Source organism: Methylobacterium sp. 285MFTsu5.1, assembly GCF_000383455.1.
GTDB lineage: Bacteria > Pseudomonadota > Alphaproteobacteria > Rhizobiales > Beijerinckiaceae > Methylobacterium.
The window spans coordinates 35834-56928 of the sequence record NZ_KB911286.1 but is presented as its reverse complement, the minus strand read 5'-3'; the positions used below and the strand labels follow the sequence as shown (position 1 = coordinate 56928).

Here is a 21095-nt window from a genome sequence, read left to right as displayed (position 1 = left end):
GAGCGGAAGAAGTTCAGGAACGAGTCGGTGGGCAGGGCGTACTCGACGCCGCCGCCGGCGGCCCAGCCGGTGCGGAAGCTGTCGCGGAAGCGGTTGCCGGCGAAGTTCTGGTCGTCCTGGCCCGAGCCGTAGGCGAAGCCGCCGGTGCCGTACACGAGGGTGCGGTCGAAGGCGTAGCCGAGGCGGCCGCGCACGGTGCCGAAGTAGTCCAGGCCGTTGCCGCTGGTGGCGACGAAGGCGGGCGGGTTGGCGAAGGCGATGCCGGGGGCGCCGCGGAAGGTGTAGTTCTGGGTGGCGTTGGCGCGGCGGGCGAAGTCGACGTACTGGGCGTCGGCCTCGAAGCCGATCACGACGCCGGAGCCCGGGGTGAACTGGTAGTTGTAGCCGATCTGGGCGCCGCCCGAGAAGCCGTCGTTGTTGTTGCGGTTGTTGACGCTGACGACGCCGGCGGTGCCGGGGGAGTTGATCAGCGAGCCGCCGGGCAGGGCGTAGCTGGTGGTGTTGCGGCTGTTGGCGTCGAAGCCGTAGCCGGCGTTCACACCGATGTAGAAGCCGGTCCAGGTGAACACCGGCACCGGCGTGAACACCGGCGGCGGCGCGGCGCGGCGCGGAAGGTCGGCGGCGGACGCCGCGGCGGTCAGCGCAGTGAAGGCGGTCAGGGAGGCGAGGAGCTTGGTCATCAGGGTGATCCGGGTTTCGATCTGGTGATAAGACTACCAAGCTCTGAGCAGAATAGCTGTAGTTTTACGGACACACAGGCTCGCGACGTCGGAGAAAACATAGTAAACGGCCGATTAACTCCGGGCGGATCTGTTAAATACTGTTGAAGTTCTGGCGGTATGCTCGGGGCCTGCGCCCGAGGCGCATGCATCGGTCCGCGGCGAGGCCGCGCGGGCGGCCAGGGGGCGACGCGCCGACAGTCCTGCGGGCGGCGCTGCCGGCCGCCTGAGCGGGGAGGGTTCGTCATCACTGTGGGTGCGCCGCGGACGACCCTGGCGCCGCCCGCGCCGGATCCGTCCGGCGGTAACATGGGATCGAGAGCCGGCGCTTCGGCGCCGGCGGGGTGACACTGAGCCGGCGGACGGCGCGCGGGGACCTGTCCGGTGGTCCCCGCGTCCGCGGCCGCGCTAACCCGTCCGGTCGCGCCGGGTGATGTGCTTGACCAGTTCGGCCAGCTTCTCCTCGGCCTTCTTCAGCGCCACGCGCGAACTGTGTCCGGGCGGCGTTCCGTCGGCAGCCTCGCGAAGCTTCGCGATGGTGTCCTGGGTATCCTCTACCTCGGTATCGAGCGCGGCACGCTCACCGGATCTATCGATGGCCATATCGATCCTCCAGGTGTTCTGCCCCTGGCGGCCGCCAGGGCGCCACGCCCTGAGGTAAGGCGGCATCCCGACCGTGGCGAGCTTCGCGGGCCTCGCCGGAGGCCGTTTCCGACACGGATCCGGGTTCGGCGACCCCGTCGCCGCCTGTGCGCCACGGCACGCCGCAGCGTGATCCCGGCGCCCGCGGACGGCGTTCTACCGTCACACACACCGGAGACCGCCGCCATGCTGATCCTCAATCCCCTCACCGGCCAGACGGTCGACGTGCGCGTGCCCCGCCCGCAACCCGGGAAGGCGTGAGGAACGGCGTGAGCCCGCCCCCGTGCGGGCTCACGCCGATGCGCCCCGGGGCCCGAGTGCGCCCTCCCCGGTCGCGCCCGCCCGCAGGTTCGGCGCGCCGGGTGCTGCGAGCGCTCACAGGGAACGCGGGGGCCGGCGCGCCAAGCGCTCGGCCTCCGCCTGCCACGCGTCGCGCTCGGCCTGAAGCGCCTCGATGCGGGCGTGGAGATGGCCGGCGTCGATGGCGGTCTCCATCAGCATGTCCTGCGCGGTGGCGAGCTGCTGGCGCAGCTCGGCGTTCTCGGTCGCGAGCGCGAGGAGCAGGGCCGCCACGTCATCGCTCATCCGGGCCCCTGCGCCGCCACCGAGCCGGCGCGTTTAGCCCCGGCACGACCGGGCCACAACCGCCCCGCGGGCACACCGGACCGATCGCCGCCCCGGGCCGCGCGCGTCAGGCGGCCTCGTCGGACAGGAGGCGCCCGACGTAGTGGCGCCCGACCGACTCGATGACGGGCGCGAACAGGCTGGCCATCCAGGGCACCAGCGCCTCGACCTCCAGCGCGTCATCCGCCACCTGGATGGCGACGTGCGCCGACTGCCCGTAGCCGCTACCCGAGAAGGAGCGGCGATTACCCAGCCAGTCCTCGGCCTCGACGCGGATCTTCTCCGCCTCCAGGCGGCGGAAAGCCCAGTCCATGTGCAGGTCGATGCGCCGGCGAACCTCGGCTGTCCCGAGGTCGTGCGGGACGGTGATTGTCAGGCGCTTCGGCATCGGCATCTCCTCGCGAGCGGGCCCCGTGAGGTGCGGCCGGAAGGTTAACGCCCGGTGATCGGCGCCACCCGATCGACGCGCCGGGCGAACCGCCGGCGGTCAGTACCGGACCGTGCGGACGCCGCCGGCCCCGCCGCTCACGACGCTCCGGATGACCTCCTTGGTCGACGGGCTGATCCCACCGTCACCGCGCAGCCGGCGCCCGTCCGCCCGGTCGAGGCGCGCGACGTCGTCGGAGCATCGGTCCAGGGCGCGGCGGACCTTGGACGACAGCGGCCCGCCGCGTTCCGCTGGGGCGCCGGCCATCTCGAACCGCAGGCAGGACGCCAGATAGCCTTTCAGGTCGTCGAAGGCGGCGGCCTGGGCCCCCGACGTCAGGACGATGAAGATCAGGGCGGATCGGGCGAGCATCACGCGCTCCAGGGAAAGCGGTCCGCGCGGACAACGCGCGAGCGGGGCGTTGGTCCCGGAGGCCGCGCCCTCGCGGCCGCCGCACTCAGCCGCTGCGGCGGGGCGCCTGGGCCGCGTCGCGCCGCTGGTCCTGGGTTCCCCGACACTGCACGTATTCCGGCGTTCCCGGCTCGGCGCCGTAGCCCCGGCAGATCGCGTCGTCCTTCGCGGCGACGTCGGCCTCGCTCATGAAGAGCTCGCCGCGGCCGGGCCGGTTCGCCGCGTTGCAGGCCGTCAGGGCCGTGGCCGCGATGGCCAGAACGATGATGTGCTTCATGGGACTCCTCGCCGCCGATCAGCACCACAGCGGCAGGACGCTGTCGATGACGCTGTCGACGACGCTGCCGCGGCGTCCACAAGCCGGCGGTCGACATGGTTATCCAAGGATGGCCGGACCTTCGGCGCCACGCCGCGGTCCCGGCCGTCCACCGCACGGGGCGGGGCCTGCTCGGCATGCAAGCCTGACGCCGCCGTGACCGGCGGTCCCTGCGGGGCCGACATGTCGTGTCGCCGGTGCAGCGGCGGCGCAACGCCGGCTAAGTATCTGCCTCTGCATCCTCCCAAGGCAGACCCACCTTCGGCCCCGCCGGCAGCGCCGCGCGGGGCCTTTTCGTGCGCCGATCCGGAGGGTTGGCGCGCCGCTCCCGGGCGAGACCCTGCGCGCCGGGCGCGGCCGGGCACGACGATCGGCGGCGCACGACGACGGCGGGTGTCGGAAACCGTGTCCGCGCTCCCGCGTTCGGGCACGGAGGCCCGTGCGTGAGGCACAGTCGGGCCGAGATGCCAAGGAGCACATGATGCGTCATGCCCTCTTCGCCATCTTCGCGCTGGTCGCGGCATCGCCCGGTTCGGCGCAGACCAGCACCGGTCCCGCACCGATCCGGCAACCCGGACCAGCCCAGCCGGTGACGCCGGGCACCCCGGCCGGAACCGTCGTCGTTCCCGGCGGCAGCCAGAACAGCGGTCCGGGCAGCACCGCCGTCGTCGCGCCCACCGGGACGGGGGCGACGACCATCACGACGGATTCGGCCGCCGGCGGGAATGCCGGCCAGCCGGAGAACGGCGTACCCCAGATCGGCAAGGGGAGCGGGGACGGCAGCGGCGGCAGCTGATCGCCGGACCCCGTCCTGAGGATCCGCCCCGTGCCGGATCGGGGTGGGACAGGTGGACCGTCCCACCGCCGGCATCGCAACGCGGCGGGCGGCGGCGCGCGGGCGCTGGACCATCACACCGTTGACCCGCAGCCCGGGACCGCCCGTCGCCGGGGAGGGATGATCCCGCGCCGCGTTCAATGCAGATGCCGAGCAAGTCTGTTGCGGGCCATCGAATTTTGATCGCTGTGTCTAACTCAGGTTCTGCTGCCAATCTTAGATAATGATCGGCTTCCAAATAATTGGTATCAATGTACCGGTAAAATTTATTTCCGATTCATCGATGCGGTGTTCGCACTCTCACGTTATAAAGATACTGTAGATTTAAAGCGACGCCGCCGCGCGTCCGTCGGAGATTGATTTGGCGGATCCGGAATTCGAGGGTGGAAAGTTCGGGTCGAACGGCAAGAGATCGATGCTCCGGCAGATCGCGCACGCCCTCGGCGTGCCCGAAGACGCTTTCCTCGACGAATCCGAGGCGCTCGCCACGATCGACATGACGGGGGATTTGCTGCGCGTCTGGCACGCGCTCACCCTGTCGGACCGCCGCTTGCTGCTGCAGATGGCGCGCGGGATGATCTCCCGCGGCTAGAACGGCCACGGCTCCTCCTGCGGCCCCGGCGCCGTCCGCTCGCCCGGCGCCACGAGGTCCACGATCTCGTCGAGCGGCTGCGTCACCCGGATCGTTCGCCCCGCGGCGGTGATGAACGTCTCGTTGCGCATCAGGTCCGTGTCGCTCAGCGCCTGGACGCTCGTCACGCGCAGCAGGTGCCGGCAGCCGTCGCCGTCCTGCACCTGGAGGAAGTTCCCGACCCGCCGAACCGCCGACATGGCGCTCTCCCGCCCCGCTGGTGATCTGTGGCCTAGGCGCCCTGCAGGCTCTCGGCGAAGTCGTCGGGGATCTCGCCCCACTGGCCGAGGATCGTGACGCCCTCCAGTTCGCCGGTCTCGTCGTCGGCCACCACCTTCAGCGCCGCCGCGCCCGGCATCCGCCTGGCCATGTTCTCGGCCTTCTTCACCGCCCCGCTCTCGGTCTGCGCAGGCTCCTGCCGGGCCGGCCGCAGCCGCTTCCGGTGCAGCTCGAAGGGCTGCACCACGAACGCCGTCCTCATCGCCATCGTCGTCCTGCACCCCGGTTCGTCACAGGTTCTCCACAGATCGCACGGGCCGCCCAAGAGCGCGCCACGACAGGGGTTTTCGAGCCGTATCCACACGCGTCCACGGGGCTGGAAGAAAAGTCTCGCCCGCAGATTGTGCCCGGCCCGCCCGTATGATCTGTTCCGCTTTCGTTCTAGCATGGCGAGGCCGCGGGTGCACCTCTCCCGGATCGACGCGCGGCGAATCTCGAGCGCCGACGCCGTCAGCGCGCCGGCGCCGCACCGGCCTCCCCGCGCCTGTCCGACAGGCGTTGGGCAAGGCGGCCGGGTCATGCCACCGGGTCATACCAAGGTATGGCGCCGCCCCGCATCCGTATAAATGTAAGCCTCCGTCGCGATCGCTACACTTTCCGTCATTCAGCAGCACAGACGGAGATTTGTCATGACGGAACGTACCAAGGGAACTGCTCTGATCACCGGCGCTTCGGGCGGGATCGGCGCGATCTATGCCGAACAGCTCGCCGCGCGCGGCCACGATCTCATCCTGACCGCCCGGAACGCGGATCGCCTGGAGGCGGTCGCCGAGACGGTGCGCGGGGCCTCGGGCCGCACCGTCGAGGCGCTCGCGGCGGACGTCAACGACCGTGCCGGTCTCCGGCGCGTCGAGGACCGGCTGCGGAGCGACCCGGCGATCACCCTCCTGGTCAACAACGCCGGCTTCGGCTCCGCGGCCCCGCTGCTACAGGCGGATCCGGACGAGATGGAGCGCATGATCGGCGTGAACGTCACGGCCGTGACGCGCCTCGCCTACGCGGCGGCGCCGGCCTTCGTCGCGCGGGGGCACGGGGCGATCATCAACGTCGCCTCGACCGTCGCCCTCAATCCCGAACTGCTCAACGGCGTCTACGGGGCGAGCAAGGCCTACGTTCTCGCCTTCACGCAGGCGTTGCAGCACGAACTCGCCCCCAGGGGCGTCCGGATCCAGGCGGTCCTGCCCGGCGCGACGGCCACCGAGTTCTGGACCGTGGCCGGCGTCGGCGGCCACCGGAACCTCCCGGCCAGCATCGTCATGACGCCGTCCGACCTGGTCGCGGCCGCGCTCGCGGGGTTCGATGCCGGCGAGGTCGTCACGATCCCGCCCCTGGAGAACGGTGCGGCCTGGTCCGCGCTGGACGCCGCGCGCCTTGAACTCGCCGCCCAGCTCGGCGCGGCGACGCCGGCGAGCCGGTACCGGACCGCGCGCGCCGTCGCCGCCTGAGGCCCTCGCGGGGCATCCCGGCCGGGGCGCCCCTGCCCGCTTCCCGCGGCCGCCCGGTCAGGACTGGGCGAGCGGAAGGCACACCGAGAAGCGGGCGCCCGGCGCTCTGTCGCGGGGGCTCGCGTCGATCGAGCCGCCATGGGCCGCCACGATGGTCCGGCAGATCCGGAGACCGAGGCCGAGCCCCTCGGCCCGCGTCGTGAAGAAGCCGTCGAACAGCCGGTCGAGGGTGCCGGGATCGAGGCCCGGCCCGTTATCGACGACGTCGACCGTGATCGACCCGTCCCGGCAGACGGTCTCGACCGCGATCTCGGGCCCGGGGGTCCGCGCCTGCCGATGGATCTGGATGGCGTTCATCAGCAGGTTGACGAAGACCTGTTGCAGCTGGATCCGGTCAGCGATGACCTGCGCGGCCGCGTCCGCCGGGGCGACGGTGAGCCTGATCTCGGTGCGGTTCAGATCGTGCGCCACGAACCGCGCGGCCTCGGCCAGGACCTCCGCCACGGAGACGGGCGCGCGGACGCTGTCCCGCTTGGCGGCCATGCGGCGTGTGCGATCGATGATGTCCCCGGCCCGCGTGACCTGATCGACGATGCGCTGGCATTGCCGCCGGAGCAGGTCGCGGTCGAGATCCGCGCGATCGAGCAGGCGCAGCATCGCCCCGGCGGTCATGCCGATCGACGATAGGGGCTGCCCGAGTTCATGCGCGATCGACGCCGAGAGCTCGCCCAGCGTCGAGATCCGGGAGACGTGGGCGAGCTCGTCGCGCAGCACCTCCAGCGACATCTGCCGCGCGACGTGCTCGGTGATGTCCACGAAGGAGGCGAGCCACAGGCCGGAGGTGGCGCCGTCCGCCCGCGGGACCACGCAGAACAGCGTCTCGAAGCGCGATCCGTCGAGCCGGACGCTGTGCGCCTGCTGCTGGAACGAGGTCGCGCCCGCCGCGAAGGCCCGGGCGGAATTGACCTGGGCGGTGCAGAGCGGGTCGAAGAAGCGCTGCGTGCGCTGCCCGATCATGTCCGCGCGGCCGCCCGCGCCGAACATCCGCACCGCCGCCTCGTTGACGTCGAGGATGACCATCCCGTGCCGCAGGCGGTCGGCCACGTCCGGATGGGCGTCGAGGTGGGCGGCGATGTCGGTGATTCCGGCCGCCCGCAGCGCGTCGAGGGTGGCGACCCGCTCGCGGGCATCGACGACGACGAAGCCGATCGTCGAGACCTTCATGCAGACGAGGTACCACGCGTCGTTCCAGTCGGCCTCGCTGGCCACGACGATCCGGTCGGCCGTCGGCGTCAGACCGTTGCTCATGTCGGCGGTTCCCGGGGCCGGCCCCGATTCAGGCCCGCCGCGCCCCCGCTATACGGCATCCGAAAATCCCGCTTCCAGTCGGGAAGCGGGACTTTCGGGGGCTGACCCGGGGGGCGTCGCCCCGGGTTATTGATCGGCGTCAGGTCCCCGAGAGGGTCTCCTTGGCCAGGGGCAGGCTGCGCAGGCGTCGGCCGGTCAGCGCCGCGACCGCGTTGACCACCGCCGGCGGCACGCCGGGCAGGCCGGGCTCGCCGATGCCGCCCATCGGCGCCCCGCTCTCGACGATCGCCACGTGCACCCGCGGCATCCGCTCCCGGTCGAGGATCGGGTAGGCGTCGAAGTTCCGGGCCTGCCGCTCCCCGTTCTCGTAGACGACCTGCTCCAGCAGCGTCGACGAGAGGCCGAGCGCCGCCGCGCTCTCGACCTGGCGCTTCACGATCGCCGGGTTGACCACGCGGCCCGGATCGATGGCGATCCAGAGATCGTGCACCCGGGCCTCGCCGTTCTCGAGCGAAACCTCGGCGATCGTCGCCGTCTCCGACCCGAACGGCGAGGCCATCGACACGCCCCGCGCCCGCCGCGTGCCGTCCTGTGCCCGGAACGGCCCGCGCGTCCAGCCGCCCGCGAGGTCGGCCACCGCCTGCAGCAGGGTGCGGTGGCGGGCGCTGTCCCTCAGGAGCGTCATCCGGAGGGCGAACGGGTCCTGGCCGCCGGCCTGCGCGATCTCGTCGAGGAAGCTCTCGTAGAAGTAATCGTTCATCGAGTGCCCGACCGAGCGCCAGAACGCGATCGTCACCGGGTGCGGCACCTTCACGTAGGTGAGCCGCCGGTTCGGGATCGCGTAGGGCTTCCGGTCGAGGCCCTCCACCACCGAGGAATCCACCGGCCCCTTGAACAGCGCGCCGAACCAGCGCCCGATCGGGCCCTCCCCCACCGCGGTGGTCTCCAGCGCCACCGGCATCCCGTCCGGACCGAGCGCCGCCCTGAACCGGGCGAAGCTCAGGGGGCGGACGGCGTCCATGCCGAACTCCTCCTCCCGTGACCACAGCACCCGCACCGGCTTGCCCGTCGCCTTGGCCAGTAGGATCGCCTGCGGGAACGGGCTCGCCGGCCCGTAGTGGAAGTGGCGCCCGAAGAAGCCGCCGAGCATCGGCGAGTGGATCCGGACCTGATCCGGCTGCAGCCCGGCCGTCTTGGCGGCGACCTGCTGGAACAGCTCCGGCATCTGGTTCGGCACCCAGAGGTCGAGGCTGCCATCGGGGGCGAAGCGCGCCACCGCCGAGGGCGGCTCGAGCTGCGCGTGGGCGAGGTAGGGGGCGTCGTACGCCGCCTCCACCACCTTGGCCGCGCCCGCGAAGGCGGCGTCCGGGTCGCCGGCCTGCTCGGCCGGGACGCCGGGGCCCGCCGCGTCCCGGAGGGCGGCCAGCATCGCCGCCGAGGAGAAGCCCGCCGAGACGGTGGCGACGCCGTCGGGCGCCGGCCGGGTCCAGGTCACCTGCAGGGCCTCGACGGCCCTGCGGGCCCGCCACCACGTGTCGGCCACCACCGCCACCGCGCCCGGCAGGCGCTCGACCGCCTGGACGCCCGGCATCGCTTGGACCTCCGCGGCGTTGGCGATCGCCTCCGGCTCGGTGCCGAGATGCGGCGCGTGCCGGATCGCGGCGTGGACCATGCCGTCGAGCCGGATATCGATGCTGTAGACGGCCCGGCCGGTGGACTTGTCGCGCATGTCGAGGCGCGCCACCGGCTTGCCGATCCAGCGGAACTCTTTGGGATCCTTCAGGGCGACGTCGTCCCGCGGCTGCAGCGCCAGCGCCGCGGCGGCCAGGGCGCCGTAGCCGAGGCTCCGGCCGGAGGCGGCGTGGATCACGCGCCCGTTCTCGGTGGTCAGGCTGGCCTGCGGCACGGCGAGCTCGGCGGCCGCCGCCCGCAGGAGCATCTCGCGGGCGGTGGCGCCGAGGCGGCGCATGGCCTCGAAGCTGGAGCGTGTCGAGAACGACCCGCCGGTCATCCGCAGGCCGTTGACGACCGCGTAGTCGGGGCCGGGCGGGGCGCATTCCACCGCGAAGCGCGCCGGGTCGAGGTCGAGCTCCTCGCCGATCGTCTGGGCGAGGCCGGTGTTGATGCCCTGGCCGCCTTCCACGAAGGGGCTGAGCAGGCGCACGGTGTCGTCGGGGCGGATCTCCAGGAAGGCCGTCACGCGGGTCCCGGGTTTCGGCGCGACGGCCGCCGGGCCTTCGGCGCGGGTCTGGGCGGCGGCCGGCGCGAGCCGGAGGCCGATTCCGAGGAACAGCGCGCCCGAGGCGGCCCCCAGGAAGCCGCGGCGGGAGAGGTTGCGCACCGGTTCGCGACGGTCGGCGCGGCGGAGGGGCGTGAGGTCGGTCATCGTGCGCCTCCTCAGGCCGCGGCCTGCCGCACGGCGGCGGCGATGGCGTTGTAGGTTCCGCACCGGCACAGGTTGGTCATGGCGCCGGCGATGTCGGCCTCGGTCGGCTTCGGGGTCTGCTTGAGCAGGCTCGTGGCGGCCATGACCTGACCGGACTGGCAGTAGCCGCACTGGGGCACCTCGATGCCGACCCAGGCGGCCACGACCCGGGCACCGACCGGGTCCTGCTCGATCGCCTCGATCGTCGTGATGGCTTGGTCGCCGACGCTCTCCAGGGGGATCTGGCAGGAGCGGGTCGCCGCGCCGTCGAGGAGCACCGTGCAGGCGCCGCACTGCCCGATGCCGCAGCCGTACTTCGTGCCGGTCAGCCCGAGGCTGTCGCGCAGGACGAACAGCAGCGGCGTGTCCGGTTCCGCGTCCACCGTGTAGCGACGCGCATTGATCGTGAGCTGGACCATCGTTCGACCTCTTGGAATGGGGACGCCGCGACGTGTCTCGGCGTGCGAACCGGCCGGGCGACGTGTCTTCGAGGACGGGCGAAGGCGCGTTCCGGATCGTGTGCCGTGTCGCGAGAGGTACCGCCGCCCCCGGCCGCGCGGAATTATACGAAGGTTAGGGGTCGTCACCCGAAACGGTGCCCCTCCGCGGCCCGCCCCCGGGATCAGGGCCGGCCGAGGACAGTCCATCGCCCCGGATCTTGGCCCTGAAAGCTTCGCGCGGCGCGCGGGCGGCCGGTCACGCTCGCGGGCCGCGGCCGCGGCGAACCTGCGTATTCAGGGATCCGAGCCTTCGAAGCGGAGGGCGCGGGATCGCAGCAGGCCGGCCGGCTGAAGCGCCGACCGGAACGGGACGATCGCCCGTCAGCGATGGACGGAACTGCGGCGATGGGCCGATCCGGCTCGGTCAGGCCGAGGTTTGGGTCGGATCATCCGAGACTCGATGCGCACGAAACCTGCGCGCCGGGCGGTCGGGACCGGTCCATCATACCGACGCATGATATCCGTCCGGTCGCGACGCCTCTACGTGTTCCGAAGATCTCGGGATCGCGGAGGAAATACCATGGACGACCACTACGATGCCCTCGTGATCGGCAGCGGCGAGGGCGGCAAGTTCCTGGCGTGGCACCTCGCCAAGGCCGGCCAGAGGGTCGCGGTGATCGAGCGCCGCTGGATCGGGGGCTCGTGCCCCAACACCAACTGCCTGCCGAGCAAGAACGAGATCTGGAGCGCCGAGATCGCCCACCGCGCCCGGCAGGCCGACCGGTACGGCATCGAGACCGGACCGGTCGCGGTGGATATGGGCCGGGTGGTCGCGCGCAAACGGGCGATGGTTCGCGACCTCATCGACATGCACCTCGACCGTTACCGCGAGAGCGGCGCGGAACTCGTCATGGGAACGGCCCGCTTCACGGGCCCCAGAGCGCTCACGGTCGCGCTGAACGCGGGCGGCTCGCGCGCGCTGACGGCCGAGCAGATCTTCTTGAATCTCGGCACCCGCGCGATCATCCCGGACGTCCCGGGCCTGCGCGAGGCCGGGCCGCTCACCCATATCGAGGCGCTCGAACTCGACGCCGTGCCCGCCCACCTCGTCGTCCTCGGCGGCGGCTACGTGGGCCTCGAACTGGCCCAGGCCTACCGCCGGTTCGGCAGCGCGGTGACGGTGATCGAGCACGGGCCCCGGATCGCGGGCCGCGAGGATCCGGACGTGGCGTCCGCCCTCGCGCAGCTCCTCGAGGCCGAGGGGTTGGCGATCCGCACCGGCACGGAGGTGGTCCGCGTGCGCGGCCGCTCGGGCGAGGCCGTGGAGATCACGGTGCGCGGCGGCGCCGGTGAGGCGGTCATCGCCGCGAGCCACATCCTCGTCGCGGCGGGGCGCGCGCCGAACACAGACGGCATCGGTCTCGACCGCGCGGGCGTGGCGCTCACCGAGCGGGGCGTCATCGAGGTCGACGACCACCTCCGGACGAGCGCGCCGGGCGTCTGGGCCATCGGCGAGTGCGCGGGCAGCCCGGCCTTCACCCACGCCTCCGCGGACGATTTCCGCGTGATCCGCGACACGCTGGCGGGCATCCCGCGCTCGACCGCGGGCCGGCTGATGCCGTCCTGCCTGTTCACCGACCCGCCGCTGGCGCGGGTCGGGTCGACCGAGACGGAGGCGCGGGCCGATGGTCACGCCGTCCGGGTGGCGCGGCTGCCGATGGCGGCCGTGCTGCGCACGCGGACGACCGGGCAGACCGACGGCTTCATGAAGGCCGTCATCGGCCCGGACGACCGCATCCTCGGATTCACGATGCTCGGCGCGGAGGCCGGCGAGGTCATGGCCGCGGTCCAGGTCGCCATGCTTGCCGGCCTGCCCTACACGGCGTTGCGCGACGCGATCCTCGCCCACCCGACCACCGCGGAGGGGCTGAACAGCCTGTTCGCGGCCGTCCCCGCCCGCTGAGGCTCAGCCTGCGGCGGCGGGCTCGGCCGGGGCGCCGCCCGCCGCGCCCGGCTCGGCCGCCGGCAGCTCGACCGCGAAGGTCGCGCCCGGCCCGTCGTTGTTCCCGCCGGTCAGCGTGCCGCCATGGGACTCGACGATGGTCCGGCAGATCGCGAGGCCGATGCCCATCCCGTCGCGCTTCGTGGTGAAGAACGGGCTGAACAGCCTGGGCATCTGCTCCGGATCGATGCCGGTGCCGCTGTCGACGACCGCGATCCGCAGCCGGCCCGGCGCGGGGGCGGTCAGCGCGATCCGCAGCGCGCGGCGGGGCTCGGGCAGGTCGCGCACGGCGTGCAGGCCGTTCGTCACGAGGTTGACCACGACCTGCTGCAGCTCGACGCGGTCGGCCAGGACGCGCGCCTCGGTCGCGGCGATCACCGTCCGCACCGTCGCCCCGGCCGCCAGGATCTCCCGGTCGAGGAGGGCCGCGACCTCCGCCAGGAGGGAGCCCAGGTCGAGGATCTCGGGCTGGCTGCGGTCGCGGCGGAGCTGCTCGCGCGTCCGCTGCACGATCCGGCTCGCCCGCATGCCGTCGCGGACGGCGCGCTCGGCCGCCCGCGCGGCCGCCTCGAGGTCCGGCGTCTCGCGCCGCAGCCAGCGCAGGCAGGCCTCGGCGCTCATCACCATGGCGCCGATCGGCTGGTTGACCTCGTGGGCGATGGAGGCGGAGATCGCCCCGACGGTCGAGACCCGGCCCGCGCGGGCGAGCTCGGCCTGGGCCGCGAGCAGGGCCTCCTTGGCGCGCTCCCGCTCGGTCACGTCGATCATCGCGCAGGCGACTCGGTCGAGGGCCGCCTCGTCGTCCGGCAGCGCCACGACGAGGATCGCGGTCACCTCCCGCCCGTCGGCGCGGATCAGGCGGCCCTGGGCCTCGAAGCGGCCGCCCGCCCGGTCGATCCGCTGCAGGAGCGGCAGGACGAGGTCGTTGCCCGGCGGCAGGAAGCGGCTCATCGAGCCGAGCACCGCCTCGCGGGAGCCGCAGCCGAGGAGCCGCACCGTCGCGTCGTTGACGTCGACCAGCGCGATCCGCCGGGCGCATTCGGCGACGAGCGCGGCGTCGGCCTGCCCGCGGAGGTCGGGCCCGAGGGCGCCGGCGGCCCGCGCCTCGGCGAGGTGGGCCTGCGCCTCGGAGAGATCGACCTCGCACAGCGCGACGTGGCTCTGCTCGAACAGCGCGCGGTAGCGGCGCTCGCTCCGGGCGAGCGCGTCCAGCGCCCGCCGCCGGGCGCTCGTGTCGAAGGCGATGAGGCTGATCCCACCGGTCAGCGCGAGGTAGAAGCCGACCGCGGTCAGGCCGCTCTGCGCGGCCAGCGCCTGGGCGATCATCGGCGAGAAGGCGCCGCCGATGATGCCGCCGACGTTGAACGCCACGGAGGTCCCCGTGTAGCGCACCTGCGGCGGGAACAGGCTCGGCAGCCACGCGCCGAGCGGCCCGTTGACGAAGCCCATCACCCACAGGGCGAAGGCCAGGAAGGCGAAGATGGTCGCGAGGGAGCCGCTGCCGAGCATCGGCGCCAGCAGGATCCCCGACACGATGGTCCCGGCGCAGCCGACGATCAGGACCCGGGCCGGGTCGAGCCGGTCCGACAGCCAACTCGCGACGACGATGGCGGCGGCCATGAACAGGATCGCGCCGAGCTCGACCGTCAGGAACGAGGCCCGGGAGTAGCCGAGCGTCGTCGTGCCGTAGCCGAGCGCGAAGGCGGTGGCGGTCCAGAACAGGGAGAAGCACGCGACGACGCCGAACATCCCGGCGACGACCTGCCCGGCATGGTCGCGCATCAGGGCGACGAGGGGGACGCGCGGGGGCTGCGCGTCCTTCACGGCGGCGGCGAACTCCTCGGTCTCGCCGAGATTGGTGCGGACCCAGAGCCCGAGCCAGACCAGGGGCACGCTGAGCAGGAACGGCACCCGCCAGCCCCAGTCCGCGAACTGCTCCGCGCTGAGGGTCAGGGTCAGGACGAGGAACAGGCCGTTGGCCACGAAGAAGCCGAGGGGCGCCCCGAGCGGCGCGAACATCGCGTAGCGGGCGCGCCAGCCCGGCGGGGCGTTCTCCAGCGCCAGCAGGGCGGCGCCGCTCCACTCGCCGCCGAGCGCCAGCCCCTGCCCGAACCGGAGGAGGCAGAGCAGGACGGGGGCGAGCCAGCCGGCCAGCGCGAAGGTGGGCAGCAGCCCGATGGCCGAGGTCGTGAGCCCCATCAGCAGGAGCGAGGCGACCAGCGTCGCCTTGCGCCCGATCCGGTCGCCGAAATGCCCGAACACCGCGCCGCCGATCGGCCGGGCCACGAAGGCTAGGCCGAAGCTCGCGTAGGCGCTGATCAGCTCCGCCGATTGCAGCGCCGCCGGGAAGAACAGCGGCCCGAAGATCAGGCTCGCCGCCGTGGCGTAGATGTAGAAGTCGTAGAACTCGACCGTCGTGCCGATCAGGCTCGCGAGGAGGACCCGCGCCGTCGTCTGCCTGGGACGCGCGTCGCCCACCGCACTCATCTCCGCGCCTCGCTGCACAGCCTGTCGGGCGGGCGCGCGGCCGGAGGAGGCGGGCGGCCGCGAATCCTGGGCCGGGAGGCGCTGACCTCGCCGGAGGTTGAGCCAGTCCCGGGGACAGTGCAACCGCTCATAGCCACAAGCTTGGCCGCGAGTCGATAGGCGGGTCGGGAGCGGTCCGGCGAGCGGCCATTCGGGGCGACCCGTGCTGACGGTCCGTGCCGGAGGTCCGCGCCGTCCACAGACGGTCGGCTTGATCGGGCGCGGATACAACCTGTAAGCACTGCCCGTGCGGGCAGCCTGTCAGAGGCGCGCGGGGACTCGTCGATCACGATGTCAGGCAACGTCCGGGGTGGCGCGGCGAAGCCCGGTGCCGACACGGCCTCACCGCTGGTGGTCATCGTCGAGGACGACGAGGGCGTCCGCGAAGGTCTGCAGGACCTTCTGCACTCCGTCGGGCTCGACACCCTCGCCTACGGCGCGACGCGCGACCTCCTCGCGGCGACGCTGCCGGACCGCCCGGGCTGCCTGATCCTCGATGTGCGGCTGCCGGGATCCAGCGGCCTCGACCTGCAGGCGAAGCTCGCCGCGATGGGCAACTGCATGCCGATCATCTTCATGACCGGTCACGGCGACATCCCCATGACCGTCCAGGCCATGAAGGCGGGCGCGCTCGATTTCCTGACCAAGCCGTTCCGCGATCAGGACATGCTCGACGCCATCGCGGTCGCGATCGAGCGGGACAGGACCCGGCGGGCGTCGAGCGCGGGGGTCGCCGAGCTCGAGGCGCTGGCCGCGACCCTGACGGCGCGGGAGGCCGAGGTGATGGCACAGGTCGTCAAGGGGCTGCTCAACAAGCAGATCGCCCACGCCCTCGGAATCAGCGAGATCACGGTCAAGATCCACCGGGGCAACGTCATGCGGAAGATGGCGGCCGGCTCCGTGGCCGACCTCGTGCGCAAGACCGAGCTGCTCAAGGCCCGGGCCGCCGTCTGAGCCGGCCCATCGCTCCGTCGCTTCCGCAGACCCGTCCCGGGCCGATCGGCGCGGAACGATGCCGGACATCGCCGCGTTGGCACCCGCACTGGACAGATTCGTCGCGGCGATCGGATCGGGGATCGGCGAAGAAGTCCTGCCTCAACTCGTGAAATCCATGTCTACCGGGTCGCGTCGCGGCGCCCCGGGTCCTGCGTTGCTGTGGCAGGACTCGGTTCATCGGGATGTGAGTCCGTCGCGCGCATCAAACCATCGTATAATTTCGTCGGAGCCGCCGCCGGCCCACAGAGGTGGGATCGATGCGCCTTCGAGAGGCTCCGGAGGGAGATTCGTGCCGGTCGGGAAGAAAGCGGTCGCGGTCGTGGACGACGACGAGGCGGTTCTGGACGCGACGTCCAGCTTCCTCGAGGCGTTGGGCTACGACGCGCGGGCCTTCAACTCGGGCGAGGCCTTTCTGGCCGCGATGGCCTGCAGCGACGTGTCGTGCCTGCTGACGGACGTGAACATGCCGGGGATCAGCGGCATCGAATTGCAGGACCGCGTCCGGGAGCAGCGCCCTGCCCTGCCGGTCATCATGATGACCGCGCTGACCGACGATGCACTCCGGCGCCGGGCCCTCGCCGGGGGCGCCCGCGATCTCCTGCGCAAGCCGCTCGTGGCCGACGAACTGATCCGCTGCCTGGAAGAGACGATCGGGGCCTGACGCTAGGGCCTGACTCCAGTGCCTGACTCCAGGGCCTTTCCATCCGTGACGGGATCGCCGGCCGGCTCCGGACCGGCATCGCGCGCGTGCGCCGCGGGCACGCCGATCCGAGGCCGGTCCGGTTAGGACATCAAACCTCCGTATGATTCCGGCGCGTACGGCCACGGTCCAAGGTCGCGCCATGGAAGCGGCGCGCCGTCGGCGGGCCGGACGAGGAGGCGGGGATGGGACTGACGATGGCGAGCCCGGGTGCGGCACCCGACGAGGCCCTGCTGCACGCGGAGACCGCCCGCAGCGCCATGGCCCGGCTGCTCGCCGTGGCCGGACACGACCTGAAGCAACCCGTGCAGGTGGCCCTCATGGCCATCGACCGCGCGGTCTCGGACGGCGTCGGTCCCCGGGCCGCGGCCCGGCTCGGCCTCGCCAGCGACGCGCTGGTGCGGCTCGGCCGCGAGCTCGACGATCTGGCCCGCTCCTCCCAGGCCGGCAGCGTGGCGCCCCGGCTCGGTCCCGTCGCGGTCGCCCCGCTCCTGGAGGCGGTGGCGGCCGAGTGGGGGCCCTACGCCGACGCCGTCGGGGTGCGTGTCCGGGTCTGCGCCACGGCGCTGACGGTCACGAGCGAGGTCGCCATGCTGACGACCATCCTGCGCAACCTCGTCGGGAACGCCGTGAAGTATGCGGGCCCGGGCGGCCGCGTCGTCGTCGGATGCCGCCGCCGGCAGGGGCGCGTGGCGATCGAAGTTCACGACGGCGGTCCCGGCATCGCGCCCGAACGGCTGGCGGGCATCTTCGACGCCTTCGACCGCGCCGGACGCCGGGACGGGGCCGGTCTCGGGCTCGGCCTTCATATCGTCCGGCAAACCGCCGCGGCGCTCGATCACCCGGTCGCCGTGCGATCTCGGCGCGACCGGGGCTCGGTCTTCGGCGTGACCGCGCCCCGCCACCGTCCGGCATCCGCGTAGACGCCCCGGGACGATCCCGACGGCACCGCCGCCGCGGAGCAGGTCCGCCGTCCCGGCACCGGAGGCCACGAAACGCCCGGACCGCGTGCGCAGGCCGCCGAAATCGGCGGCGTCCACGGCCACGCAGGCGTGCCGCGGCCACACGGCTTGCTCGCCAGGGTTGCTTGTGGAACCGTGTCGGCCTGAGACCCCGAAGAGGCGACGGATGCTCCGCACCGTGCTTTCGCAGACGGAGCGCGACCTGACATGACGGCTGGTGATCCGCCCAACAAGATGGCCGAAGTTGCCGGCCTTGCGGCCGCGATCGCCGACCACATCCTCGCGCAGCACGAGGCCGGGACCACGATCCCGCCGGACCAGTTCCGGATGCTGGTAAGCGCCGCCCGGATGCTCCTGGACAACGGCGTGGCTTGGCCGCCGTCGGTGACCTACCTCGTCATGGAAGTCGCCCGACGGGTCGAGGAGGCCGAGCCGCCGCCCAAGGGCGACGAGGTCGTGACGCACCTGGAGCAGGCGCTCGACGCGGCGAAACCCACCTGAGACACCTGAGACCGACCGTCACGCGGCGGGCGCGCCGACTTCCCGCGGGATCGGCGCCCTATATGGGCCCTATGCCCACACTCGGTCTCAAGCTCCCGCTCCGGATCTGCGTCCTCGAGAACGCCGCCTGCGTCGAGGATGCCGGCGGCCGGCGCACCGGCTACGTCTACTGGGACGAGGGCCGTTCGGGAGGTGGTGACAGGCCCTTCACCCGCGCCGAGGCCATCGAGCAGGTCCGGATCATCGCGAGCGCCTGGGCCGGCGCCCTGGTCCACAGCGGCACCCTCGACACCGGCCCGGCGCCCGAGCCGGGTGCCGCCGCCGCCGAGCCGTCTCCGGAAGGCTGACCGCGCCCGGCCGAGCGGGATCCGCTACAGGCCCGTGCCGCTCACGTACGAGACCGGCGCGCCCGGACCCGAACTCGTCGCGGAGGCCGCGACGGTGGCGGCGATCCAGTCGCCGTCGCTGGTCCCGGATGCCCGGCACTCCCGCGCCAGGGCCCGCACTCGGCGGCGCCAGAGCCAGAGGCGGAGGGTGTGGATGAGGTCGTACATGGTCGGCCCCGCGCTGTCGCTCCCGTCCATGTGGGGCGCGCAGGCGGACCGCTCAAGCCTATGGCGCCCGACCGGTCGAGCTCGGAAGCCCCGCCTCAAGCGGAGCGGTGCTTCATCACGAAGTGGAAGCCGAGCTCGGGATTCTTGCTGAAATCGGCGTCGTAGAAGGCGTTCTCGTTGCCGGAGCCTCTGCAGAAATCCTTGAACTGAAACATGGTCATCGGGACAAATTCCAGCCCGTGCTGCCGGACAAGCTCGCGCCACCACGTCTCCGGCTTGACCGTCGGGTGGTAGCTCACGCCGTTGGCGACATCGTCGTATGTCGCGGCCGAGCCCACGAAAAGACCGCCGTCCGCCAAGTGGGATTTCACGTTCGCGAACAGCTGAGGAAGCAGCGATTCCTCGATGTGCTCGAGGACCTCCCACATCGTGATGACGTCAAATTTCGCTTTCGTCCCTGACCTCTGATCCATCAGGGAGAAGGGCTTGGTGATATCGCAGGTCTTCAGATAGTCCGGGATGATGGACCACTCGGCGCGCTGCGCGCGAAGGGAGTAATCGCTCCCCTCGATCCCGAAAGCCGCGTTGCCTCGGATGAGGAAATCGAAGACGAGGCCGCCCCCCGCGCAGCCGAGGTCCAGGGCCCTGACCTTTCGGCCGAAATGGCTCTCGATCGCGTGGCAGAACCGCTGATTGCGCGTATTGTCATCCTTTGTTCCGCGCGGAACCGTGTGATCGTTGCTCTCGTAGGCGATCGGATGATCCGTCACGAGGCAGAAATCGTTCTTCGGCGCGAGCTGAACCACGGCGAGGCGCCGGACATCTTGCATCTGCGCCAGCTGCTGCGCGTGAGCCGTCATGATCTTGCTGTCGAGGGCGGCATAGAGCTGGCGGCCGACGTCGAGGATCTGCTGCGTGATAAATTGCTTGTCCTGGTCGTCCATCACAAATTCCCGACGAGCGATCTCGAGCTGACGCGGTGTGGCCAGCCCCGAATTTATCCGAGATCCTGTATCAAATCTTTACGCGGCGGCCCGAATTCGGATCGTGGCGCGTCGGCGCGCTGCCCCGACGGCACACTGCGTTCCGGATCTGCCGCCAGCCTGATCCGGCGAGCCGGCAGGACGCCTCACGCCCCTCCCCCGGGCAGACCCGCCCAGGCCTCGCGGACGAGCGCGAGGCGCCGCTCGGCCCGGGCCGCGTCGGCGTCCGCGATTTGATTGAGCACGGCCTCCAGCGCCTCGGATCCGCCGAGCGCGGCGGCCGCCTCGCCCTGGCGGCGCATGGCGGAGCGGTGCGCCCGCATCGCCGGCCCGGCCTTCTGCCCGGCCTCGATCGCCTCCAGGGTGGCAATCAGGGCGGCCGCGAACGGGGCGACGTCGCGCCACGAGGCTGCCGCGGGCGCCGGCTCGGGCGGGTGGGCACGCTCCGGCGGCGGCGCGGAGAAGTTGGTGGTGAGCGGGCGCTTCATGACGAACCTCCACGGGCGCGGTATCAGGGGGCCATCGGCCGGAGCGGAGCTGTACGAGGAGCGCATGGCCGAAAGGCGGAAGGGCACCGGGTCCGGCGAGGATAGCCTGTCGCGCCACATCCTCCCCAATGCCGGCACGATGGTCGGCGTCTGCACCACGCTGATCGGCCTCGTGAAGATCGCCGAGGGCTGGATCGGGCCGAGCCACGTCGACGAGGCCGCCGCCCTGACGGCGATCCTGTTCTTGGTCAGCGCGATCGCGTCCTACCTGTCGATCCGCCTGGACGACGGCGGCGATCTCTCGGTCAACCTGGAGCGCTGCGCCGACATCTGCTTCGTCATCGGGCTGACTGGCCTGACGCTGATCTCGGTACTGTTCGCCTACGAGACGATCTGACGACGCGCGGCGCGGAGCCGGTCGGGCAGGGCCTCGCGGTCGGTCAGCGCCGCCGCCAGGACCGCGAACAGGCCGAGATGCAGGCCGAGCGCCGCCAGCCCGGGGTCGCGCAGGGACCACAGGCCGGCCGCCCCGAGCGCCATGAGCGGCGGTCCGGCCACGTAGACGGCGCTTCGCCACCCGGCGGGCCGGCCGAGACGCCAGAAGCAGCCGGCCAGCGCCGCCAGGGCGAAGCCGCCCTTGAGCAGCGCCATGAAGCGGATCACCCGCACGAGGTCGGGATCGACGGGCGCCGCGGGGACCCGCGCGGCCGCGACGAAGGCCAGCGGAAGCGCGAGGATCGTCAGCGCGGCGAGCAGCAGGCGCGCCCGTGGTGCGCCGCGCGTCGCGGCCCCGGCCGCCGCCGGGATCGTCATCGCCTGAACCCGCATCGGCTTCCTCCTGCGCGCGCCGCGATCGGGGGCGAGTCTAGGCTCTCCGGAGG

General features: G+C 72.1%; 26 protein-coding genes. 10 read left to right on the top strand and 16 right to left on the bottom strand.

Annotated features, from left to right (window positions below):
- The 6 genes from H288_RS0121940 to H288_RS0121915 form a co-directional block, all read right to left on the bottom strand.
- A partial coding sequence (locus tag H288_RS0121940; RefSeq protein WP_026605188.1) for a porin family protein occupies positions 1–680 on the bottom strand: 680 nt, incomplete at its 3' end.
- Positions 681–1127: 447 nt separating this feature from the next.
- Entirely contained in the window at positions 1128–1322 is a 195-nt protein-coding gene (locus tag H288_RS0121935; RefSeq protein WP_020094731.1) for a hypothetical protein, read from the bottom strand.
- Positions 1323–1736: 414 nt separating this feature from the next.
- A complete protein-coding gene (locus H288_RS0121930) occupies positions 1737–1946 on the bottom strand; it encodes a hypothetical protein (RefSeq protein WP_026605187.1) in 210 nt (69 codons plus the stop codon).
- Positions 1947–2052: 106 nt separating this feature from the next.
- Positions 2053–2373 (bottom strand): polyhydroxyalkanoic acid system family protein, encoded by a 321-nt coding sequence (locus H288_RS0121925; protein ID WP_020094729.1) that lies wholly within the window; start codon positions 2371–2373, stop codon positions 2053–2055.
- 99 nt (positions 2374–2472) lie between these two features.
- Positions 2473–2784 (bottom strand): hypothetical protein, encoded by a 312-nt coding sequence (locus tag H288_RS0121920; RefSeq protein WP_020094728.1) that lies wholly within the window; start codon positions 2782–2784, stop codon positions 2473–2475.
- An 85-nt stretch (positions 2785–2869) separates the two neighbouring features.
- The gene (locus H288_RS0121915; protein WP_020094727.1) at positions 2870–3100 is read right to left on the bottom strand and encodes a hypothetical protein; all 231 of its coding nucleotides are present in this window, start codon (positions 3098–3100) and stop codon (positions 2870–2872) included.
- Positions 3101–3617: 517 nt separating this feature from the next.
- On the opposite strand from H288_RS0121915, the gene H288_RS0121910 reads away from it, so the two are divergent.
- On the top strand, positions 3618–3935 hold the full coding sequence (locus tag H288_RS0121910) for a hypothetical protein (RefSeq protein WP_020094726.1): 318 nt from the start codon (positions 3618–3620) through the stop codon (positions 3933–3935).
- Positions 3936–4389: 454 nt separating this feature from the next.
- Positions 4390–4566 carry a hypothetical protein gene (locus tag H288_RS35700; RefSeq protein WP_170855280.1) on the top strand — a complete coding sequence of 59 codons (177 nt, stop codon included), beginning with the start codon at positions 4390–4392 and terminating at the stop codon, positions 4564–4566.
- Here H288_RS35700 and H288_RS0121900 read toward each other — a convergent pair.
- Positions 4563–4805: a hypothetical protein gene (locus H288_RS0121900; protein WP_020094724.1), complete on the bottom strand. Its 243-nt coding sequence runs from the start codon at positions 4803–4805 to the stop codon at positions 4563–4565. The genes H288_RS35700 and H288_RS0121900 overlap by 4 nt on opposite strands.
- Positions 4806–4837: 32 nt before the next feature.
- On the bottom strand, positions 4838–5092 hold the full coding sequence (locus H288_RS0121895; RefSeq protein ID WP_020094723.1) for a hypothetical protein: 255 nt from the start codon (positions 5090–5092) through the stop codon (positions 4838–4840).
- A 421-nt stretch (positions 5093–5513) separates the two neighbouring features.
- Between H288_RS0121895 and H288_RS0121890 the strand changes: the two genes are divergently transcribed.
- Complete coding sequence (locus tag H288_RS0121890) at positions 5514–6329, top strand: SDR family oxidoreductase (protein WP_020094722.1); 816 nt, start codon at positions 5514–5516, stop codon at positions 6327–6329.
- 57 nt (positions 6330–6386) lie between these two features.
- Here the strand turns inward: H288_RS0121890 and H288_RS0121885 are convergent, their stop codons facing one another.
- The 3 genes from H288_RS0121885 to H288_RS0121875 form a co-directional block, all read right to left on the bottom strand.
- Positions 6387–7637, bottom strand: a complete 1251-nt coding sequence (locus tag H288_RS0121885; protein ID WP_020094721.1) for an ATP-binding protein — start codon at positions 7635–7637, stop codon at positions 6387–6389.
- 139 nt (positions 7638–7776) lie between these two features.
- Complete coding sequence (locus H288_RS0121880; RefSeq protein WP_020094720.1) at positions 7777–10023, bottom strand: molybdopterin cofactor-binding domain-containing protein; 2247 nt, start codon at positions 10021–10023, stop codon at positions 7777–7779.
- Positions 10024–10034: 11 nt separating this feature from the next.
- The gene (locus H288_RS0121875) at positions 10035–10481 is read right to left on the bottom strand and encodes a (2Fe-2S)-binding protein (protein ID WP_020094719.1); all 447 of its coding nucleotides are present in this window, start codon (positions 10479–10481) and stop codon (positions 10035–10037) included.
- 601 nt (positions 10482–11082) lie between these two features.
- On the opposite strand from H288_RS0121875, the gene H288_RS0121870 reads away from it, so the two are divergent.
- A complete protein-coding gene (locus tag H288_RS0121870; RefSeq protein ID WP_020094718.1) occupies positions 11083–12465 on the top strand; it encodes a mercuric reductase in 1383 nt (460 codons plus the stop codon).
- Between the two features lie 3 nt (positions 12466–12468).
- Here the strand turns inward: H288_RS0121870 and H288_RS0121865 are convergent, their stop codons facing one another.
- Positions 12469–14991, bottom strand: a complete 2523-nt coding sequence (locus H288_RS0121865) for an MFS transporter (protein ID WP_042673594.1) — start codon at positions 14989–14991, stop codon at positions 12469–12471.
- A gap of 330 nt (positions 14992–15321) precedes the next feature.
- Here H288_RS0121865 and H288_RS0121860 point away from each other — a divergent pair, with 330 nt between their 5' ends.
- The 5 genes from H288_RS0121860 (at position 15322) to H288_RS0121840 (ending at position 18536) form a co-directional block, all read left to right on the top strand.
- On the top strand, positions 15322–15984 hold the full coding sequence (locus H288_RS0121860; RefSeq protein WP_020094716.1) for a response regulator transcription factor: 663 nt from the start codon (positions 15322–15324) through the stop codon (positions 15982–15984).
- A gap of 331 nt (positions 15985–16315) precedes the next feature.
- On the top strand, positions 16316–16687 hold the full coding sequence (locus H288_RS0121855) for a response regulator (RefSeq protein ID WP_020094715.1): 372 nt from the start codon (positions 16316–16318) through the stop codon (positions 16685–16687).
- A 224-nt stretch (positions 16688–16911) separates the two neighbouring features.
- Positions 16912–17649 carry a HAMP domain-containing sensor histidine kinase gene (locus H288_RS0121850; RefSeq protein ID WP_020094714.1) on the top strand — a complete coding sequence of 246 codons (738 nt, stop codon included), beginning with the start codon at positions 16912–16914 and terminating at the stop codon, positions 17647–17649.
- A 246-nt stretch (positions 17650–17895) separates the two neighbouring features.
- Positions 17896–18189 (top strand): hypothetical protein, encoded by a 294-nt coding sequence (locus H288_RS0121845; RefSeq protein WP_020094713.1) that lies wholly within the window; start codon positions 17896–17898, stop codon positions 18187–18189.
- Between the two features lie 71 nt (positions 18190–18260).
- Positions 18261–18536 (top strand): hypothetical protein, encoded by a 276-nt coding sequence (locus H288_RS0121840; RefSeq protein ID WP_020094712.1) that lies wholly within the window; start codon positions 18261–18263, stop codon positions 18534–18536.
- A gap of 24 nt (positions 18537–18560) precedes the next feature.
- Here H288_RS0121840 and H288_RS0121835 read toward each other — a convergent pair whose 3' ends face one another.
- The 3 genes from H288_RS0121835 to H288_RS0121825 all read right to left on the bottom strand — a co-directional run bounded on the left by H288_RS0121835 (position 18561) and on the right by H288_RS0121825 (position 20214).
- Positions 18561–18773, bottom strand: coding sequence for a hypothetical protein (locus H288_RS0121835; RefSeq protein WP_020094711.1), 213 nt, complete (start codon positions 18771–18773; stop codon positions 18561–18563).
- Positions 18774–18838: 65 nt separating this feature from the next.
- Positions 18839–19687 (bottom strand): methyltransferase domain-containing protein, encoded by an 849-nt coding sequence (locus H288_RS0121830; RefSeq protein ID WP_020094710.1) that lies wholly within the window; start codon positions 19685–19687, stop codon positions 18839–18841.
- A gap of 185 nt (positions 19688–19872) precedes the next feature.
- On the bottom strand, positions 19873–20214 hold the full coding sequence (locus H288_RS0121825) for a hypothetical protein (protein ID WP_020094709.1): 342 nt from the start codon (positions 20212–20214) through the stop codon (positions 19873–19875).
- A 64-nt stretch (positions 20215–20278) separates the two neighbouring features.
- Here H288_RS0121825 and H288_RS0121820 point away from each other — a divergent pair, with 64 nt between their 5' ends.
- Positions 20279–20611, top strand: a complete 333-nt coding sequence (locus H288_RS0121820; protein ID WP_020094708.1) for a hypothetical protein — start codon at positions 20279–20281, stop codon at positions 20609–20611.
- Here H288_RS0121820 and H288_RS0121815 read toward each other — a convergent pair.
- Positions 20596–21042: a hypothetical protein gene (locus H288_RS0121815; protein ID WP_020094707.1), complete on the bottom strand. Its 447-nt coding sequence runs from the start codon at positions 21040–21042 to the stop codon at positions 20596–20598. The two genes, H288_RS0121820 and H288_RS0121815, sit on opposite strands and share 16 nt — an antisense overlap.
- Positions 21043–21095: the final 53 nt, after the last annotated feature.

Coding starts and splice junctions, on each gene's coding strand:
- H288_RS0121885 (WP_020094721.1), bottom strand. CDS start 7,637: ATGAGCAACGGTCTGACGCCGACGGCCGACCGGATCGTCGTGGCCAGC.
- H288_RS0121915 (WP_020094727.1), bottom strand. CDS start 3,100: ATGAAGCACATCATCGTTCTGGCCATCGCGGCCACGGCCCTGACGGCC.
- H288_RS0121930 (WP_026605187.1), bottom strand. CDS start 1,946: ATGAGCGATGACGTGGCGGCCCTGCTCCTCGCGCTCGCGACCGAGAAC.
- H288_RS0121920 (WP_020094728.1), bottom strand. CDS start 2,784: ATGCTCGCCCGATCCGCCCTGATCTTCATCGTCCTGACGTCGGGGGCC.
- H288_RS0121820 (WP_020094708.1), top strand. CDS start 20,279: ATGGCCGAAAGGCGGAAGGGCACCGGGTCCGGCGAGGATAGCCTGTCG.
- H288_RS0121895 (WP_020094723.1), bottom strand. CDS start 5,092: ATGGCGATGAGGACGGCGTTCGTGGTGCAGCCCTTCGAGCTGCACCGG.
- H288_RS0121910 (WP_020094726.1), top strand. CDS start 3,618: ATGATGCGTCATGCCCTCTTCGCCATCTTCGCGCTGGTCGCGGCATCG.
- H288_RS0121865 (WP_042673594.1), bottom strand. CDS start 14,991: ATGAGTGCGGTGGGCGACGCGCGTCCCAGGCAGACGACGGCGCGGGTC.
- H288_RS0121835 (WP_020094711.1), bottom strand. CDS start 18,773: ATGGACGGGAGCGACAGCGCGGGGCCGACCATGTACGACCTCATCCAC.
- H288_RS0121870 (WP_020094718.1), top strand. CDS start 11,083: ATGGACGACCACTACGATGCCCTCGTGATCGGCAGCGGCGAGGGCGGC.
- H288_RS0121890 (WP_020094722.1), top strand. CDS start 5,514: ATGACGGAACGTACCAAGGGAACTGCTCTGATCACCGGCGCTTCGGGC.
- H288_RS0121850 (WP_020094714.1), top strand. CDS start 16,912: ATGGGACTGACGATGGCGAGCCCGGGTGCGGCACCCGACGAGGCCCTG.
- H288_RS0121840 (WP_020094712.1), top strand. CDS start 18,261: ATGCCCACACTCGGTCTCAAGCTCCCGCTCCGGATCTGCGTCCTCGAG.
- H288_RS35700 (WP_170855280.1), top strand. CDS start 4,390: ATGCTCCGGCAGATCGCGCACGCCCTCGGCGTGCCCGAAGACGCTTTC.
- H288_RS0121935 (WP_020094731.1), bottom strand. CDS start 1,322: ATGGCCATCGATAGATCCGGTGAGCGTGCCGCGCTCGATACCGAGGTA.
- H288_RS0121830 (WP_020094710.1), bottom strand. CDS start 19,687: ATGGACGACCAGGACAAGCAATTTATCACGCAGCAGATCCTCGACGTC.
- H288_RS0121880 (WP_020094720.1), bottom strand. CDS start 10,023: ATGACCGACCTCACGCCCCTCCGCCGCGCCGACCGTCGCGAACCGGTG.
- H288_RS0121845 (WP_020094713.1), top strand. CDS start 17,896: ATGACGGCTGGTGATCCGCCCAACAAGATGGCCGAAGTTGCCGGCCTT.
- H288_RS0121900 (WP_020094724.1), bottom strand. CDS start 4,805: ATGTCGGCGGTTCGGCGGGTCGGGAACTTCCTCCAGGTGCAGGACGGC.
- H288_RS0121875 (WP_020094719.1), bottom strand. CDS start 10,481: ATGGTCCAGCTCACGATCAATGCGCGTCGCTACACGGTGGACGCGGAA.
- H288_RS0121815 (WP_020094707.1), bottom strand. CDS start 21,042: ATGCGGGTTCAGGCGATGACGATCCCGGCGGCGGCCGGGGCCGCGACG.
- H288_RS0121860 (WP_020094716.1), top strand. CDS start 15,322: ATGTCAGGCAACGTCCGGGGTGGCGCGGCGAAGCCCGGTGCCGACACG.
- H288_RS0121825 (WP_020094709.1), bottom strand. CDS start 20,214: ATGAAGCGCCCGCTCACCACCAACTTCTCCGCGCCGCCGCCGGAGCGT.
- H288_RS0121925 (WP_020094729.1), bottom strand. CDS start 2,373: ATGCCGAAGCGCCTGACAATCACCGTCCCGCACGACCTCGGGACAGCC.